The organism is Sandaracinobacter neustonicus, assembly GCF_006385875.1.
GTDB classification, from domain to species: Bacteria; Pseudomonadota; Alphaproteobacteria; order Sphingomonadales; family Sphingomonadaceae; genus Sandaracinobacteroides; species Sandaracinobacteroides neustonicus.
The window spans coordinates 158,133-176,801 of sequence record NZ_VFSU01000011.1; the positions used below are offsets into that span (position 1 = coordinate 158,133).

At 64.2% G+C, this 18,669-nt stretch carries 13 protein-coding genes; 8 read left to right on the plus strand and 5 right to left on the minus strand.

All coding sequences use genetic code 11. The features are described from left to right. The first annotated feature begins 7 nt into the window (after positions 1–7). Together FJQ54_RS02340 and FJQ54_RS02345 are read left to right on the plus strand one after the other, a co-directional pair. Positions 8–835 (plus strand): hypothetical protein, encoded by an 828-nt coding sequence (locus tag FJQ54_RS02340; RefSeq protein ID WP_140926743.1) that lies wholly within the window; start codon positions 8–10, stop codon positions 833–835. 35 nt (positions 836–870) lie between these two features. Then, positions 871–1,563: a DUF3313 family protein gene (locus tag FJQ54_RS02345; protein WP_140926745.1), complete on the plus strand. Its 693-nt coding sequence runs from the start codon at positions 871–873 to the stop codon at positions 1,561–1,563. 32 nt (positions 1,564–1,595) lie between these two features. Here FJQ54_RS02345 and FJQ54_RS02350 read toward each other — a convergent pair whose 3' ends face one another. From FJQ54_RS02350 to FJQ54_RS02370, 5 genes are all read right to left on the minus strand, one after another. Continuing rightward, complete coding sequence (locus FJQ54_RS02350) at positions 1,596–2,987, minus strand: efflux transporter outer membrane subunit (protein ID WP_140926747.1); 1,392 nt, start codon at positions 2,985–2,987, stop codon at positions 1,596–1,598. Between the two features lie 11 nt (positions 2,988–2,998). Further along, entirely contained in the window at positions 2,999–6,160 is a 3,162-nt protein-coding gene (locus tag FJQ54_RS02355) for an efflux RND transporter permease subunit (protein ID WP_140926749.1), read from the minus strand. Between the two features lie 31 nt (positions 6,161–6,191). Continuing rightward, complete coding sequence (locus FJQ54_RS02360; protein WP_140926751.1) at positions 6,192–7,475, minus strand: efflux RND transporter periplasmic adaptor subunit; 1,284 nt, start codon at positions 7,473–7,475, stop codon at positions 6,192–6,194. Positions 7,476–7,487: 12 nt separating this feature from the next. Then, entirely contained in the window at positions 7,488–7,859 is a 372-nt protein-coding gene (locus tag FJQ54_RS02365; RefSeq protein ID WP_140926753.1) for a hypothetical protein, read from the minus strand. Positions 7,860–8,226: 367 nt separating this feature from the next. Beyond that, entirely contained in the window at positions 8,227–8,838 is a 612-nt protein-coding gene (locus FJQ54_RS02370) for a TetR/AcrR family transcriptional regulator (protein ID WP_140926755.1), read from the minus strand. 177 nt (positions 8,839–9,015) lie between these two features. On the opposite strand from FJQ54_RS02370, the gene FJQ54_RS02375 reads away from it, so the two are divergent. The 6 genes from FJQ54_RS02375 (at position 9,016) to FJQ54_RS02400 (ending at position 18,656) form a co-directional block, all read left to right on the plus strand. After that, a complete protein-coding gene (locus FJQ54_RS02375) occupies positions 9,016–9,579 on the plus strand; it encodes an RNA polymerase sigma factor (protein WP_140926757.1) in 564 nt (187 codons plus the stop codon). Then, positions 9,566–10,558, plus strand: coding sequence for a FecR family protein (locus FJQ54_RS02380; protein WP_140926759.1), 993 nt, complete (start codon positions 9,566–9,568; stop codon positions 10,556–10,558). The genes FJQ54_RS02375 and FJQ54_RS02380 overlap by 14 nt, the downstream gene beginning before the upstream one ends. A gap of 90 nt (positions 10,559–10,648) precedes the next feature. Then, entirely contained in the window at positions 10,649–13,738 is a 3,090-nt protein-coding gene (locus FJQ54_RS02385; RefSeq protein ID WP_140926761.1) for a TonB-dependent receptor, read from the plus strand. 92 nt (positions 13,739–13,830) lie between these two features. Continuing rightward, positions 13,831–14,991 carry a metallophosphoesterase gene (locus FJQ54_RS02390; protein ID WP_235890284.1) on the plus strand — a complete coding sequence of 387 codons (1,161 nt, stop codon included), beginning with the start codon at positions 13,831–13,833 and terminating at the stop codon, positions 14,989–14,991. 309 nt (positions 14,992–15,300) lie between these two features. Continuing rightward, positions 15,301–17,451: a TonB-dependent receptor gene (locus FJQ54_RS02395; RefSeq protein ID WP_235890285.1), complete on the plus strand. Its 2,151-nt coding sequence runs from the start codon at positions 15,301–15,303 to the stop codon at positions 17,449–17,451. Positions 17,452–17,474: 23 nt separating this feature from the next. Next, entirely contained in the window at positions 17,475–18,656 is a 1,182-nt protein-coding gene (locus tag FJQ54_RS02400) for a Ca2+-dependent phosphoinositide-specific phospholipase C (RefSeq protein WP_140926765.1), read from the plus strand. The last annotated feature ends 13 nt before the right edge of the window (positions 18,657–18,669 follow it).

Consider the following 18,669-nt stretch of genomic DNA (forward strand, 5'->3'; position numbering starts at 1 on the left):
AAGACAGATGGCTGGATTTCATTCAACGGCACGGCGCGTTGCCGTCATCACCGCAGCTTTGGCTGCCGCCGCGCCTGCCGCTGCCGCCGAACCGGTGACAGGCGGCGAGGAAAGGTTCAGCGTCGCCATCGGCGGCGTGCTGACCCGCTTCGATACCAATGTGCGGATCGACGGCACCGTCAACGACGGCTCCCTGATCGATCTGGAGCGGGACGGGCTGGACAAGGAAACGAACAACCTCGTGGTGTCCGGCACATGGCGGCCCGGCGCGCGTCACCGCATTTCGGGAACCTATTTCGGCTCCTCGCGGTCCGGCAGCCGGACTTTGGATCAGAGCATCGAAGTCGGTGACCAGCTGATTCCGGCCGGTTCGAAACTGGATGTCACCGCGAAAGAACGATATCTGTTCGCGGATTACGCTTACTCGATCGTAAAGACGGAAGATGTCGAGATCGCGGGCGTGCTCGGCCTCTATGCCAGCCGCTTCTCCTTCGATCTGGCCGCGACGACCACCGAGGCCCAGCCGCGCAACTTCAGCAACTCATCGTCCACCACGGTTCCGCTGCCGCTGATCGGCGCCTCGGTCGATTGGTATGCCACGCCAAGCTTGCAGCTGAAGGCGTCGCTTACCGGGCTGAAAGCCAAGATCGGGGACGTCGACGGCTCCGTCTGGCTGCTGAGCACCGGCGCTGAATATATGTTCGCGCGCAACTTCGGCGTCGGCCTCAGCTTCATGCACACGGGCGTGAATGTGGAGGTGACCAAGCCGCGCTTCCGTGGCGTGATCGACTGGAATTCCAACAACTTGCTCTTTTACGCGCTGGCCCGGTTCTGAAGCCGCACGCGCCTTTCAGTGAAGGATATTCACCCATGAACCGAACTGCCTTTTCCCGTCACACCCTTGCGGCTGTTGCAGCCATCACCCTGTTTGCGAACCCGCTGTGGGCGGAACCCGCGCCGGATGCGGACGGGCTTGCCGCCGTGAAGGCGAAGCGCGTCGATCAGGCCTATGTGCTGCCGGGGGCGGATTTCCGGCCCTACACCGCGATCCTGCTGGAGCCGGTGGACGCCAGCTTCGCAAAGAACTGGCAGCGGGATTACAACAGCAACTCGCCCGGTCTGGGGACGGATATCACCAACGAGGAAGCCGCGAAAATTCTGGATCAGGTCCGCACGGGCGCGGCCGGGGTGTTCACGAAAAGCTTCACGAAGGGCGGCTATCGCATCGTCCAGCAGCCCGGCCCGGATGTGCTGCGGGTGAAGGTCAGCCTGTCTGACATCCGGGTGACGGCACCGGACATCAACAGTGCAGGGCGCGGACGGACTTACGCACGCGACGCTGGCTCTGCGGTAATGACGCTGGAAGCAGCGGATTCGGTGAGCGGCAAGCTGCTCGGCCGGGCCGTCGACAAGCGCGACATCGGCGACAGCGGCACCATGATGTGGGCGCGCAACTCAGTCACCAACCAGTCCGATTTCGAGCGAGCCTTCACCATCTGGGCCAATGACGGCGTGAAAGCGCTGACGAATCTGAAAGCCGGGGGCAATGTGTTCGTGAATTGAGCCGGGTCTGCTTGTTCCGCGCCTTTCGTCGGTCAGGCCTGCCAGCCGCCGCCCAGTGCGCGGAACAGGTCCACCTGTTTGTCGGCGATGCGGGAATCGGACAGGGCGAGGTCCGCTTCCGTCTGCGCCAGGGAGCGTTCGGCATCCAGCAGTTCGATAGAATCGATCTTGCCTTCGCGCAGCTGGATGCGCGCCAGCCTTGCGGCGACCTCCGCCTGCCCGCGTGCATCGTTGAGGGCGATGCGCCGGTCCAGCTCGTTGGCATAGGCGGAGAGCGCGGTTTCGGTTTCCTGCAAGGCGTTCAGCACCACGCCGTCGAAATTCGCGAGTGCCGCTGCTGCCGAGGCTTCGGCCTGAGCGATGCGGGCGCGGCTGGCCTGCTGGTTCGGGAAAGACCAGTCGATCAGCGATCCGATCAGCCAGCGGAACGGCCCGCCGGTGAACAGATCCCCCAATGATGCCCCGGTCGCGCCGATGGAGCCACCCAGATTGATGGTGGGATAGAGGTCTGCCGTCGCCACGCCGATGCGGGCGGTTTCGGCTGCCAGCCGCCGTTCGGCTTCGCGCACATCGGGGCGGCGGGCGATCAGCGCGCGGCCATCGCCCACCGGGATCGCCTGATCGAGCCGCAGCACCGTCTGGCGCGCCGCCGCTTCGGCCGGAAGATCAGCGGGCAGGCGGCCGGTGAGGGTGGCGAGCCGGAACAGCGCGGCTTCGCGCTCGGCCCTGAGCATGGGCACGGCGGCGCGTTGCTGATCGCGCAGCGAGGCGACGCGGGCGACGTCCAGCCGGGTTCCCCGGCCCGCTTCGAAGCGCTTCGTGGTGACGCTCAGCGTGCGGTCGATCAGCGCGACGCTATGCTCCGCAACTGAAAGCCGCTCGGCGGCGGCCGCCGCATCGGCATAGGCCCGCGTGGTTTCCGCAACCACCGCGACGCGCATGGCGTCTCGGGCCGCTTCGGTTGCCGCGGCGTCTTCGCGGGCGGCTTCGATGGAGCGGCGCACGCGGCCGAACAGGTCGACTTCATAGGCGACTTCCAGCCCGATATCATAGCCTTCCACCGTCTGCCGGTCGGCCCGCTGATAGCTGGCGCCTGCCGCCACGCGCGTCTGCGGCAGGCGGGCGCTGCGGCTTTCGCCCAGCACCGCCCGGGCGCGAGCGAGGTTGGCGCTGGCGACGCGCAGGTCCGTGTTGTGCGCCAGCGCATCGGCCACGAGGCTGTCCAGCACGGGATCCTGATACAGCCGCCACCATTGGCCTTCCGGCTGTTGCGGCGTGAAGGCCGGGTTGGCCGCCGAAACAAAGGCCCCGGCGCTGGTCTGCGGCGGCAAGGTCATCACGAAATCAGGGTCCACCGCGCAGGCGGCGAGGGTGAGGAGGCTGGCGGCGGACAGCGCCAGCCGGGCGGCTTTTGCGAAACGCATGGGCTTAATCCTTATTCCGCCGGCATCGGAGCGGGCGCTCCGCCGGTGCCGCGCCGCCCGCCCAGCGAGCGGAGCGCGACGTAAAACACAGGCGTGAACACCAGCCCGAACAGGGTGACGCCGATCATCCCGAAGAACACGGCCGTCCCCAGCGCCTGCCGAAGTTCCCAGCCGGGGCCGGAGGCGGTGGCCATCGGCAGCACGCCCAGGATGAAGGCGAAGCTCGTCATCAGGATCGGCCGAAGCCGGGCGCGGGCGGCTTCCACTGCCGCTTCGATGGCGGTGGCACCACGTTCCTCGGCCTGTTTGGCGAACTCCACGATCAGGATGGCGTTCTTCGCCGCCAGCGCCACCAGCACGATCAGGCCGATCTGGGTGAGGATATTGTTATCCATCCCCCGGATGTTCACGCCAGCCATCGCCGCCAGCAGCGTCATCGGCACGATCAGGATGATCGCCAGCGGCAGGATCAGGCTTTCGAACTGCGCCGCCAGCACGAGGAATACGAACAGCACCGAGAAAGCGAACACCAGCGCGGCGACATTGCCTGCCTGCTTCTGCTCATAGGCGATGCCGGTCCATTCGCCCTTGAAACCAGCGGGTAGCTTTTCCGCCAGCGCCTCCATCGTGGCGATGGACTGGCCGGAGGAATGACCCTTGGCGCTTTCGCCATCCACTTCCACCGCCGGGAACAGATTGTAGCGCGTGACGCGATACGGCCCGGTGCGATCCTCGAAGGTGGCGACCGCGCCGATGGGCACCATCGCGCCAGAGTTGGAGCGCGTCTTCAGTTGCGCGATGTCAGACGGATCGTCGCGGAAAGGCGCGTCGGCCTGCGCGGTTACCCGGAAGGTGCGGCCCAACAGGTTGAAGTCATTGGCGTAAGCCGAGCCGAGATAGACCTGCAACGCCTCGAACACCCGCGCGGGCGGCACGCCCAGCATGTCCGCCTTGGCGCGGTCGATATCGGCATAAATGCGCGGGGACGCGGTGTTGTAGAGGGTGAAGACGTTGGCGAGGCCCGCCTCTTTATGCGCTTCGCCGATCAGGCTGCCTGCGGCTTGCTCCAGCGCCTGCGGCCCGGCCCCGGTGCGATCCTGCACCATCATGCGCCAACCGCCGCCGTTGCCGATGCCCTGAATCACCGGGGGCGGCACCACGAACACCATCGCTTCATCGGTGCCCGCGAGCGCCGCGCGCATGTCGGCCTCTATATTGGGCGCGGTGCGATCCGTGCCCGCGCGTTCGGCGAAGGGTTTGAAGGTGATGAAGGCCGCCGCCGTGTTGGAGGCCTGCGTGTTGGACGCGCCATCGAAGCCCGAGAACATCACAGCCGCTTCCGTGCCGGGAACGGCGAGCAGCTTCGTCACGGCCCCCTTCAGCACGCGGTCCGTCTCTGTGATGGAACTGCCCGGCGGCAATTGCAGCACGGCCAGCGAATAGCCCTGATCCTGCGCCGGGACGAAGCCGGTGGGGGTGGCCCAGAACAGCGCTCCCGTGGCGACGATCAGCGCCGCATAAAGCCCCAGCATCTTCTTCGGCGCGCTCACCACGCGGCGGGTGAAATCGCCATACCAGTCGGACAGTTGCTCGAAGCGGTTGTTGAAGGCCGCGCCCGCGTTGAAGGCGATGCGCCGCCAGCCGCTTGCCGGTGCCTGTTCGGCGCGCGGCTTCAGCAGCCGCGCGGCCAGCGCCGGGGACAGCGTGAGCGACATCAGCAGCGAGATCACCGTCGCCGTGGCGATGGTGACGGCGAACTGCCGGTAGAATTCGCCGGAAATGCCGGTGAGGAAGGTGGTGGGCACGAACACCGCGCACAGCACCAGCACGATGGCGACCAGCGCGCCGGACACCTCGTCCATCGAGCGGTGGGCGGCCTTGCGCGGGCTGAGGCCATACTCAATGTTGCGCTCCACATTTTCCACCACGACGATGGCGTCATCGACGACGATGCCGATCGCCAGCACCAGCCCGAACATCGACAGGCTGTTCAGCGAATAGCCAAGCGCCGATAGCATGGCGAAGGTGCCGATCAGCGAAACAGGGATTGCGATCACCGGAATCAGCGCCGCCCGCCAGCTTTGCAGGAACACAAGGATCACCAGCACGACCAGCAGCACCGCTTCGAACAACGTGTCCTGCACGGCGGCCATGGATTCGCTGATGAATTCGGTGGGGTTCCAGATGATCTTATATTCAAGGCCTTCAGGGAAGCTTTTCGCGGCGTCCGCCAGTTCGGACTTGATCGCGTCTGCCGTGGCGAGCGCATTGCTGCCCGGCCGCTGGGTGAAGGCCATGATCAGCGAATCCCGGCCCGAGAGGTAGCCGTTGACGCCATAATCCTCGGCCCCCAGCTCCACCCGCGCCACGTCGCGCAGGCGGGTGAGCGCGCCCGAGGTGGGATCGGTGCGGATGACGATGGCGGCAAATTCGTCGACGGTCTTGAAACGGCCCTGCGTTTCCACCGCCAGTTGCTGCGACACGCCCCGATCATAGGGCGGCTGGCCCACGGTGCCCGCCGCGACCTGCACATTCTGCGCCCTCAGCGCACCAACAATGTCGCCCGCCGTCAGCCCAAGTGCCGCGGCGCGGCCGGGATCGATCCAAACCCGCATCGCATAATCGCGCGCGCCGAACATCTGCACATCGCCCACGCCCTCGATGCGCTGGAACCGGTCTTTCAACTGCGTCAGCGCGTAGTTGGAGACATAGCCGCGATCCAGCACATTGCCGGGCGACAGGATGTTCACCGCCATCAGGAACGACGGCGAGGTCTTGCGCACCACCACGCCCTGACGGCGCACCTCGTCCGGCAGGCTGGGTTCAGCCAGCGCCACGCGGTTCTGCACCAGCACCTGCGCGGTATCCAGATCGGTGCCGATGCGGAAGGTCACGGTGATCGCCAGCTTGCCGTCCCCGGTCGATTGCGAGGACTGGTAGAGCATATTGTCCACGCCGTTGATCTGCTGCTCGATGGGGGCGGCAACGGTGTCGGCGACCGTCTCGGCAGAGGCACCGGGATAGTTGGCAGACACGGTGACGGTGGGTGGCACCACATCGGGATATTGCGCGACCGGCAGGCCGAAATAGGCCGCAAGCCCGACGATGCTGATGATGATAGCGATCACGCCGGCAAAGATCGGCCGGCGGATGAAGAAATGGCTGATGCCCATGGCGGGGTCTTTCGGTGGCTTCAGGCGCGGCTCAGTTGACCGCGAGCGTCGCCTGAGAGGCATTGGGGATTTGCGCCGGGGCGGCGGCGGCCAGTTGCGCGGGCGGGTCGATGCGGCCGGGGCGCGGGTTCACCTTGCCGCCCGGCATGGCGAATTGAACGCCCTTGATGATCACCCGGTCCTCCGGCTTCAGGCCGTTGCGGATGCTGCGCAGCCCGCCGACCATCGGGCCGGGTTCCACGGCACGGGCCGCCACAATGCCGTCTGCGCCGACGACGAACACCACCTTGCGCGCCTGATCGGTGCGGACGGCCGCATCCGGCACCAGCAGCGCCTGCACGCTGCCGCCGCTTGTCAGCCGCATGTTGCCGAACAGGCCGGGCACGAGGAAATAGTCCGGGTTGGCGATCACGGCGCGTCCGCGCATCGTGCCGGAGCCGGGATCGATGGCATTGTCGGTGAAATCCACCTTGCCGCGCCAGTTGTAGCCGCTTTCATCCTGCAGGCGGATTTCCACCTGCTGCGTGGTCGCCGCCCCGCCGTCGCGGCGCTGCGCCTTCAGATACAGCGCCTCAGACCCATCGAAGCTGAAATAGATCGGATCGAGCGCCAGCAGCGTGGTCAGCAGCGTGTCGTTCGCGCTGACGAGGTTGCCCACATCGACGCGGCGATCGGAAATGCGGCCCGTTGCGGGGGCGCGGATTTGCGTAAATTCTAGATCGAGCTGGCGCGACCGGACGGCGGCTTGCGCGGCGGCAACGGCAGCTTCGCCGGATTTCGCCGCCGCGCGCAGGGCATCCACTTCCTCGCGGCTGATCGCCTCGTCGCTCAGCAGGCGGGCGGCGCGGGCATATTCGCTGCGCGCCAGCGCCACCTGCGTTTCGGCAGCTGCGGCCCGCGCCCGCGCCTCGGCCAGCGCCGCCTGAAACGGGCGTTGATCAATGGTGTAAAGCAGCTGCCCCTTCCGCACGACATCGCCATCGCGGACATGCACGGACACCAGCTGCCCCGACACGCGGGGGCGGATGTCGATGGCCTGGCTGGCCTCGAAACGGCCGGTGTAATCATCCCATTCGGTGATCGCGCGTTGCAGCGGGGCGCTCACCGTGACGTCGGGGATCGGCGGCGGGGCATCGGCCTGCGCCGGCCTGCCGCCAGCGAGATAGATGCCGGTTCCCGCCGTCGCGAGCAGCAGCAGGGCCGCAAGGCCAAGCTGCGCCCGGCGCGGGAAGCGGCGCGGCGGTGCGTCGTTATCGTCAAGCGTGGGGGCGGCGACTTCGGTGACCGCTTCGAAGCGGTTGGGCTGGTGGGTCATCGGGAAATTCCGTCAGATGGCAAAGGAGTGGGGAAGGGAAGGGCTGGATCGCAGCAGCCGCACATGCGCCATCGAAAAGCCCGCGCCGACAAAGTGCGCGACTTCTGAATCCGGCAGCCGCTCGCGCAGGTGATGGTCGACAACGGCGAAGCGGCGCAGCGCTTCCAGCCGCGGATCGGCCAGCGGCAGTGAGCGGCGGCTGCCCAGCAGGGCCGCCATTTTGCCCGCGAAACGACCCGGTGCCTGGATGCTGGAGAGCGGATCGCGCCGGGCGATATCCACAACCGACCATTCCAGATCGGTAAAGCTGGCGGCATCGATCCGGGCGGAGATGCCTGCGGCCATATCCATGTCGGCCGTGTCCGAGAAAGTCCTGAAGGCCATGGGATATCCCCTTTGTCCTGAGAGCAAGAAAAGCCGGCAAAGCTCCGCCGATGCCGGATCAGTCGATCTGATCCGGTTGTCGTGCAGGCGGGCACCCTCAACGGCGGGAGTTGCCGTCGATGCGTTCAGCCTGAACTAAGGAGCTTGCATGGGGGCCGTGCGGCACCCCGATGATTGTTAGCTGCCCGGTGATTGTTAGCCGGTTGGGTGTTTGAGCGACTGCGGCATGGCATGATCCTCTTGATCCATCGCCGACTGCGTGTCGCCGATCATTCAATACTGATCGGTATATATACTGCGCTGCGCTGCGTCAAGAAGCTTTTATACCGGTCGATATCTTTTTGTCGATCCGGGCTGGCAGTCGCTGTCAGTGCGACGGCCAGATCAGCAGCGCGGTCTCCACCAGCCGCTCCAGTTCCTCGCGCGAGGCACCCGCACCGGCCTGCACGGCCATCCCTTGCAGCACGGCATAGAGATAGCTGGTGATGCTTTCCGGATCGATTTGTTCGGGAAGATCGCCTTCGTCGCGGGCGCGCTGCATCCGCTCCACCAGCTTGCGCCGGGCGGTGGCCCCGCGCGCCAGCACTTCCTCGCGGATGGAGGCGGCTTCCTCGCCGCAGGCCACCGACGCGATCACGTCGAGGCAGCCGTGCGGTTCGCTCTTGCGGGTCTGGTTCTCAAGTGCGCCGCGCATGAAATGTTCGGCAACCGCCCGCGCCGTCGGCTCTGCCAGCGCCTTGCCGACATAGTCGAGCTTCTCGGTTTCATAGAGGTCCAGCGTCTTGCGGAACAGCGCTTCCTTGTTGCCAAACGCGGCATAGAGACTGGGCCGGGTGATGCCCATCGCCTCTGTCAGGTCCGTCAGCGACGCGCCTTCATAGCCCTTGCTCCAGAACACCTGAAGCGCAGCCGCAAGGGCGCGATCCGTGCAGAATTCGCGCGGACGGCCTTTCTGAACTGGTGCGGTGTCGGCTTCCATAACGAGCGGTATATATAGTGCCCAAGGGAAAAATCCACTGCTGATCGCAGGAATTTTGCGAGGCGCTCTTTCCGGGCGACTTTCCAGCCCGTCATGCAATTGATTCCAAATTGTCACAATTCTGCAACGACATGCTGTTTGTAGCTCAGCGCTTCTTCGACAGGCTGAGCGCATTTGATGGATGATGAACAGGACAGGCTGGCCGAATGGGTGGCGGACGAGATCCTGCCCCATGAAGCGCTGGTGCGTGGCTGGCTCGTCCGGCGCTGGGGGCGCAGCGTGGATGTGGAGGATGTGCTTCAGGAAGCCTATTGCCGCATTTCCGCGCTGCGCTCGGTTGATCATATCGACAGTGGCCGGGCCTATTTCTTCGCGACCGTGCAATCGGTGGTGCTGGATGGGGTTCGCCGGGCGAAAGTCGCCAATATCCGCTCGATGACGGAAATCGACTGGCAATACGTCATGGATGAATCGCCCCTGCCTGATCGGGTTGTCGAAAGCCGTCAGCAGTTCGAGCGGGTGCGGGCGGCACTGGACGGGCTTTCGGAAATCGCGCGTCAGATCATCATGTTGAGGCGGGTTCACGGATTGTCCCAGAAGGAAACCGCGCAGCAGCTGGGGGTGAGCGAGAACATCGTCGAGAACCATGTCACCAGAGGGCTGCGCAAGGTTCTGGCAGCGATCGCCGAGGAGGAGGGCCGTTTGACGGACAGGATGGGAGGCAAGCTTGACCAGTTCTGATCCCGGAATCGAGCAGGCGGCCGCGCATTGGGCGGTTCGTGCCTCGCATGGCGAACTGGACGGTGAGCAGCAGGCTGCACTCGACCTCTGGCTGGCGAGGGATCGCCGCCATCGCGGGGCCTATCTGCGGGCGCGTGCCGGCCTGAAGATCCTGGACCGGGCGCTGACGGCGGAACCGCCCCGGCAATCGCACGTCAACGACAATGACAAGCCCGGCTGGCGGGATGCCGGGCTGTTCCGGCGCTTGCGCGGGCAGGGCGGGGCAGGTGGAGCCGTGCTGATGGCGGGGCTGGCGCTTTGCCTTTTGCTCGTCATTCCGGCCGGACTGCCTTCGATCATGCCGGTGCGGGCACCGGCCATGCCAGATGCTGCGGAAACGATGAAGCTGGCCGACGGGTCCGTGGTGACCCTGCGGGATGGCGGGCGCATTCAGGTCTCGATGTCGGATCAGACCCGCCGGATTGTCCTTCTGTCTGGCGAGGCTTCGTTCAAGGTCGCGAAGGATCAGGCGCGGCCGTTCGTGGTGCAATCCGGTTCGGTTTATGCGCAGGCCACCGGCACGCGCTACTCTGTCAGGCGGCAAGGTGAGAGTGGTGGTGCCATTGCCGTGGCGGAGGGCAGCGTGCTGGTCTGGGCGCGGGATGAGCGGGAGCAGGCGGTGCTGTTGCGCGCCGGCGACAAGCTGGCGCTGGAACCGACGCTCGCGCCGCAACGGACGGTTGCGGCGGAACGGCCATTGCCGCCGCCCGCGATCGCCAAAATCTCGCTGGACGATGTGCCGATCGCTTCTGCGGTGGCGCGCTTCAACCGGATCAACTCGACACAGATCGTAATCGCGGATCCGGCGATCGGCGATCTGAGGATCGTCGGGCTGTTCCGCGCCAATGATCCGGAGGGTTTTGCAGAAGCCGTCGCGCAGTTCGCAGACGCCGAGGTGGCGCATGAGAAGGGGCGGATCGTCATAAAAATGAAGTCTTAATGCCTTGAAACAATAACAGATTCTCGTCTGACGGAATTGTTGGAGAGGCGCGTCCTGAGAGCAAATCAACCAGATCAAGGGCGTGTCTCGATGACTTCATTTCGCTGTTTCAATTCCATCTCATTGGCGGCTGTTGCCGTGGCAATGGTGGCGGCTGTTCCTGTTCATGCGCAGACCCACCGCTTCGATATTGCCGCCCAGCCCGCGTCAGACGGTGTTCGCGCGTTCGCGCGTCAGGCGAATATCGAGGTGATCGCGGCCGGGGCCGCGACCGAGGGGCGCTCGACCAACGCCGTGAAGGGCGAACTGGACGTGCGCGTGGCGCTGGACCGGCTGCTGGAGGGAACCGGCCTGCGGGTGCGTTCCTTCAATGGCAAGGTCGCGATCCTTGAAGGTGATCCGGTCGATGTCGCCGCGTCGCAGGATGCGATCGTCGTGACCGGGTCGCGGATCGCCCGGCCGGAGCTGGAATCGCCCATGCCCGTCAGCGTGGTGCGCATGGAGGATAGCGAGCGGCTTGGGCTGGTGACGGTTTATGACGCCCTGATCCGTGAACCCGCGATCGGCATCGGGGTGGGGCGGGGCAACGCCCAGGCCAGCATGGACGGCGGAACCGCCTCCATCAACCTGCGCAACCTCGGCACCAACCGCACCCTGACGATGATCGACGGCCGCCGCCGCGTGAGCGGGTCGGCCCGGTCGTCCGCAGTCGATCTCAACCTGATCCCGGCCGGGATGATCGAACGGATCGAGGTCATCACCGGCGGCGCGGCGGCCATCTATGGCGCGGATGCCGTGACGGGGGCCGTCAACATCATCACCAAACATGATGTGGATGGGTTCGAAGTCACGGCGACGCAGAGCATTTCACAGCGCGGAGACGCATCCAACTTCTCCGCCTCCTTTCTGGGCGGCGGCCGGTTCGCGAATGACCGGGGCTCTGTCAGCGTGGGGGCGACCTATGTGAAAAGCGACGGGCTGACCACCTATGACCGCGAGTTCGGCAGCACCCGGCTGAATTATGTGGCCAACCCGGCCAATACCGGCCTTGACGATGGCATTCCGGACCGGATCATCTCCTATGATTTCGGTGAATTCTATTATCAATTTTACCCCACCTTCGTGCTGAACAATGTGAACTACGGCTATCAGAACGGTGCGGTTCGGCAGCTTTACGTGCAAACCCCGGTGAACGCCCGTGGCGAATATTATGGCGGGGACGGCGGCGGCGTCAGCGACATCCGCAACCTGAACGAGGGCAACCAGCTGCGCGCGCCGATGGAGCAGTTCGCGATCACCACGCGCCTCAACTATGATCTGACCGACGATGTAGAGAGCATCTTCCGCTTCGATTACGGGCGGTCGCGCTATGACGGCACGCTGACCTATTACCGCGAGGACAGCCGCAGCAACTTCATGAACGGCGCGGGCAGCCCCTGGGCCTATCTGGACAACCCCTATCTGCCTGCCTCCGTTCGCCAGATGATGGAGGCGAATGGCCTGACACGCCTGCGGATTTCCCGGGCCTATCAGGAGTTTGGTATCTTCCGCGACGTGCAGGAGCGCGATTCCTTCACCATTTCGCAGACGCTGACCGGAAAACTGCCGGGCGATCTGAAGTGGGAAGCCTATGCCCAATATGGCCGCACGAAGAATGACAGCACCTACCCGGATTTCCTGCGGGCCTCCCGCTGGGTGACGGCGCGCGACGTCATTGCCGATCCGCTGACCGGTCAGCCCGTCTGCCGCGATACCGCGGCGCGCGCGGCCGGTTGCGTTCCCTTCAACATTTTCGGCACCGGCGCGCTGACGGCAGAGCAGCGCGCATGGCTGTTCACGGATCGGCAGGAAAGCCGCACCAACACCCAGCAGCTGTATGGCGCGAACATCGTCGGCCCGGCGTTCGCCTTGCCTTACGGAGACCTGCAAGTCGCGTTCGGGGTTGAGCATCGCTATGAAACGCTGAAGACGGTGGACGATCCGCTTTCCACCACTGGCGAGCTGTCGCACGGCTTCCTGCTGTCGAAGCACCCCGATATCGAGGCGTCGTTCAAGGTTTCGGAACTGTTCGGCGAAATCGTCGTGCCTGTGCTGCGCGACGTGCCGTTCGCGCACCGGCTGGAGCTGGAAGGGGCCTATCGCTATTCGAACTACAGCACCGTGGGCGGCACCGACACATGGAAGATCGGCGGTATCTGGGCCCCGTTCCAGGGGCTTACACTCCGCGGCGTGCGCTCCCGCAGTGTTCGCACGCCCAATTTCGGTGAATTGTACGAGCCGGTGAACGTCACGCAGGCCAATCTGGCCGACCCCTGCGAGGATCCGTTCTTCTATGCGAACGAAACCCGCTCTGCGAACTGCCGGGCGCTGGGCATCACCGTGCCGCCGCCGAACAGCCTGAGCCTGACAGACGTGACGGCGGGCGGCAATCCTGATCTTCAGCCGGAAACCTCGAACAGCCTCACGCTGGGGGCGATCTTCCAGCCGACCTTCCTGCGCGGCTTCGACATGACGCTGGATTACTGGGACATCACGATCGACAATGTGGTGACGCAGTTCGCCGCCAACACCATCCTGAACTATTGCGTGGACCTGCCCACGCTGGACAATGTGTTCTGCAAGCAGATCACGCGGGACCCGAATGATCCTGTGCGTTCAGTGATCGCCTTGTCCACGCAGACCATCAACGCCTCGCGGCTGGAAGCGCGCGGGATCGACCTGGGTGCCAATTACCGTGTGCCGCTGTGGCAGGGGGAATTGGGCCTCGCCTTCAAGGCGACTTACCTGCTGAAGAAGGAACTGCAGGCCGTTCCGGGCGTGCCGCAGAGCATCGTGCTGCAGATGGGTGGTATTCAGGATCCGCGCCTTCGCGGCAATATGACGGTGAGCTATTCGAAGGGTGGCTTCGACATGGCGGTGAATGGCCGCCTGATCGGTTCCAGCATCTATGATCCCAACGCCATATCGGATGAATATAACGACGAAGACGAGATTCCGGCGATTTTCTACACCGATTTGTCCGTCGGCTATAATTTCAACGATCGGCTGCGGCTGACGCTGGGCATCAACAATCTGACGGACCGGATGCCCCCCTATCTTCAGGGCACCTATCTGGGCGCGGGCGGTGTTTACGATGTTGTCGGCCGCAACTTCTTCATCAGCGCACGAACGAAATTCTGATCGCAGCGCTGCGTGGACCGGGCAGCCGCATCGCACCCCTGTAACGGCGGGATGCGATGCGGCGGGCCGGTTGCAAACGGAAAGACACAGATATGATCATGCTCACTCGCCGCAGGATGGCGCACGCGCTTTGCGCCGCGCTGCTGGCCGCCGCCGCCCCGGCGCAGGCGGAAACCTTCACCGTGGCCGTCATCCCGGACACGCAGAATTACTCCGACGCCTCTCTGCCGCAGCCGCGCGGGGTGGAAACCTTCGTACAGCAGATGCAATATCTGGTCGATCAGCAGGCCACGAAGAACATCGTGTTCGCCACCTTCGTGGGCGATATCGTGCAGCATGGCGACGGCCAGTTCCGCACGCGGGTGCCGGGCGCGCCGGACGGGACCTATCGTTACTGGGACACGCGGGCCGAATGGGACAACGCCAATCGCGCCATCTCCATCCTCAGCCGCTCGTCGATTCCCTTCGGCATGGTGCCGGGAAACCATGATTATGACAGCTACAGCTGGTGGGATGGCGAAAACAGCCCTGGCACCCGCCGCCCGCTGGCCGATGCACGGGTGTGGAACCTCTATTTCGGCCCGGAGTCCCGGCATTTCGCGGGCAAGAACTGGTATGGCGGCTCGTTCAATCAGGGGCTGAACAGCTATCAGCAGTTCAGCGGCGGCGGGAAGCGTTTCCTGCACCTGTCTCTGGAGATGGACCCGCGGCCCGAAGCGCTGGCATGGGCGCAAAAGGTGATCGATGCCCATCCGGGCCAGCCGGTGATCATCTCCACCCACGAGTGGCTGAGCCCGGCTTCCGTGGCAGAGGCGAAGCGGCCGAGCGGCTATGACGCCTATTTCAAGGGAGCTGCCAACCTGTCTCCGGATGAAATCTGGGACAAGTTCATTCGCATGAATCCGGCGATTTTCATGATCCTGTCCGGCCACCACTGGACGCCGACCGAGAATGGCCTGTCCCACGGCGAAAATCTCAGGATCGACCGGAATGACGCCGGGCACCCCGTGTATCAGATCCTGCAGGATTATCAGGGCTATACCATCGGCAAGGATGGTCAGCCCGGTTCGGCCACCGGCGGCGCGGGCTGGACGCGCTTCATGGAGTTCGACACCGAAAAGCGGAAAATCCGCTTCTACACCTATTCGCCCCTGTTGGGCCGTTATGCCGGGCGCAACGGCGAAAAGACCTTCGGCACAGCGGCCAACCTGTCTGAGTTCGAACTGGATTTCCCGCCGCAGCTTTTGAACTGACCCGCCTTCGCCGCCTGCCGCACGTCCGTCCGGCAGGCGGCTTTTTGCGGGAACGTACCGCGCGTTTCGAATGAACAGTACAGATGACTTATGAATGTCATCAACGCTGGCTAATGCCCCGCCATCCGATCGTTACACCTTCAAGGATGCACAAAGGGGATTCGCATGTTCAACGCGCGAAAGAATGCCGCTCATCTGTTTTGCAAAGCTTCCGTGATCGCCATTGCCGCGGTTGCGTCACACGGGGGTGCTTTCGCCCAAAGCGGGCCTTCGGTTTCCGGTGGCGAAGATGAGGCCCTGCCCGAAATCGTGGTGACGGCGCAGCGCCGCACCGAGAATAGCCAGCGCGTGCCCGTCGCCATCCAGACGGTGAGCGGTGAGGCGATCGAGAATGCGGGCTACACCTCGATCACCGATCTCCAATATATGGCGCCGGGCCTGCAATATGATCCGACACAGGGGGCGGCGTTCCAGATTCGCGGCGTCGGCACCACCTCGTTCGATTTCTCCAACGCCAAGTCCGTCAACGTCGTCGTCGATGATGTGGTGATGGATGCGCAGCGCGCCAACGGCCTGATTGGCCTTGTCGACATCGCCCGGGTGGAGGTGCTGATGGGGCCGCAGGGCACGCTGTTCGGCAAAAACTCCACCTCGGGCGTGATTGCGGTTTCCACCAATCGCCCGGTGCTGGGCGAGCAGAGCGTGCGGGGCAGTGCCAGCTATGGTGAGCACAACGACCGCAATTTGAACGGCACCGTCAACATGGCGCTGGGGGATGACGCGGCGCTGCGCTTCTCCCTGTTCGACAATGCACAGGACGGCTTCGGCAAAAACGTCACGCTGAACAAGCTGGTCGGCTCCACTCATGATTATGGCGGCCGGGTGCGCCTGCTGGTGGACCCGCTGGAAAGTTTCAGCATCCTGCTGTCCGCCGATTATGGCCATCATTGGGACAGCAGTGTCCGTACACCTGTATCAGGGCAACCTGCAGGCGTGACGGCGCTGCTGAACGGCTTGGGGGTCTATCCGGGGCCGAAAAATGCCGACACTGCCGATTCCGAATATGGCCAGATCGAAACCGAGGAATGGGGCCTTTCCGCGCGGATGGACGCAAAGCTCGGCACACACAGCCTGACGTCGATCACCGCCTATCGGCAGAGCGGCTACAACAACTGGACTCCGGCCAATCTGCTGCCGATCGATAAATTCGCCTATATCCCCTACAACCTCGGCCGGCTGCGCACGGAAAAGGTCAGCCAGGAAATCCACCTCGCCTCGCCGTCTGATCAGAAGCTGACCTATCTGGTCGGCCTGTTCTACAACCGGCTGGAAGCGCGGCAGGATCAGTATCAATGGGCGACGCTTGGCGCGCCGGTGTACACCAACGGTGTGCCGACGAAGGTGCTTTACGCACTGTCCGGCGCGATCGGAGAGACGGGCAACACCTCTCGCTTCCATTCGGTGAACGAAAGCGCCGCCATCTTCGGGCAGGTGCAGTATAATTTCACCGATAGCCTGCGCCTTGCCGTGGGCGGGCGCTATACCCACGACAATAATTCGCAAGGGCTGGATTATGTCTATCTCGATCCCGAGCCGATCATCGGCTTCACGCCGGTGTTCGTGGGCACCAGCGCGCCACCCGTCTATCGTTTTGGCCGGGTGAAGGGGAATAATGTCTCCATCCGTGTCTCGCCGGAATATCAGATCGCCGACAATGCGATGGTCTATGCCAGCTTCTCGACCGGCTATAAGCCCGCGGGGATCGCTTTTGTGGGCAACAAATATGCCCCTTATGAAGACGAAACGGTGAAGGCGTGGGAAGTCGGCCTAAAATCGGAATGGTTCGGCCGCCGCCTGCGGGTGAATCTGGATGTCTTCCGCTCTGACTTCACCGATTTTCAGGCGACGATCCTGACGCGCGTGCCGGATGGGCAGGGCGGTTACCTGCTGGCCACCGCCATCGGCAATGCAGGCGGCCTGCGCAGCCAGGGCGTGGAAGCAACGGTGACGGCGCGGCCGGTCAGCGACCTGTCGTTCACGCTGTCGGGCACCTACACGGACGCCAAGTTCACCGATTATGTGTACAATGCCACCACGGATTACACCGGCACGCGCCTGCCGAACTCCCCGGACTGGTCGGCCACGGCGCTGGTCGATTACACGCCGCGTCTTGGCGACAATATGGGCCTGAAACTGCACGCCGATTATGCCTGGCGCAGCAAATACTGGACGGTCGTTGGCCAGCCCGACTATTCGCTGGTGCCCGCCTATGGGCTGGTGAATGTGCGCGCGGGCGTGCTGCTGCTGGATGATCGGCTGGAAGTGGGGGCTTATGCCCGCAACCTGTTCGATACCTATTTCTCAACGGGTTATCAGATCTACGGCGCGCTGGGGCTGCTGCATTACACATCACCGAACGCCCGCCGCACCGCCGGTGCTTTCGTGAACTTCCGCTTCTGATGCGGCCGGGCAAGGAAACGAATATGTTCACCCGAATGATGCCGCTGCTCGCGCTGGCGCTCGCCACTCCGCTGCTGGCGAAGCCGCCGGTGGAAGCGCCTCACCTGTCAGACAAGCTGCCGCTGAACCGCATTCAGGTGCTGGGAACGCACAACAGCTACTCGCAAGGGGTCGATCCGCGCGTGCTGGCGCTGATCGATCAGCGCATCCCCTCCATGGGGAAGATGCTGGGGGCCATGCCAGAGGAGAAGCGCCGGGAGTTCCTGCTGGCGCATCCCAATGACGTGACCTTTTCCGAAGCGCTGAACTATCGCCACCCCAGCCTGACCGAGCAGCTGAAGCTGGGGGTGCGGGCGATCGAGCTGGACCTGAACGCCGATCCGCAGGGCGGGGCCTATGCCGATCCGGCGGCCTATCGCTTCCTGCGCGGGCAGGGCGTCAGCGATCTGCTGCCGTTCGATCCGGCCCCGCTGGCGGCACCGGGGCTGAAGGTGCTGCACATGGCGGATGTGGATTTCCGCAGCAGCTGCCCCACCTTCCGCGGTTGCCTGCAAGAGATGAAAACATGGTCCGATGCAAATCCGGGGCATGTGCCGGTGTTCGTGATGCTGGAAGCGAAGGTGCAGGCCATGCCCATCGTGCCCGGCTCTGCTTCGCCGCCGCCGTTCACGGCGGAGACCTATGACGAGATCGACCGCACCATATTGGAGGTGTTCGGCCGCGACGCGCTGATCACGCCGGACGATGTGCGCGGCCGCTATTCCACGCTGGAACAGGCGGTGCTGGCGGGCAACTGGCCAAAGCTGGGTGACGCGCGCGGCAAGTTCATCTTCCAGCTGATCACCGCCACCGGGCGCGATGGCGCATCGGCCTATCTGGAAGGGCATCCGGGGCTGAAGGGCCGGGTGGCCTTCCTCGATTCCCAGCCGGGGCAGGATCATGCCGCCTTCATTCTGGACGACAATGCGCTGGTGCGCGGGGCGGAAATCCGCGACGCGGTGAAGAAAGGCTATATCGTCCGCTCCCGGGCGGACATCGAAACCTATGAGGCGAAGGTGAACGATATGCGCCGGGCCGAAGCCGCCTTCGCCAGCGGCGCGCAGATCGTCTCCACGGATTTCGAAGTGGCAGGCAACAATTACGGCACGCCTTATGTGGTGACGCTTCCGGGCGGTGGCCCGGCGCGGGAAGTGCCGAAAAAATAGCAGCGCAGGCGCG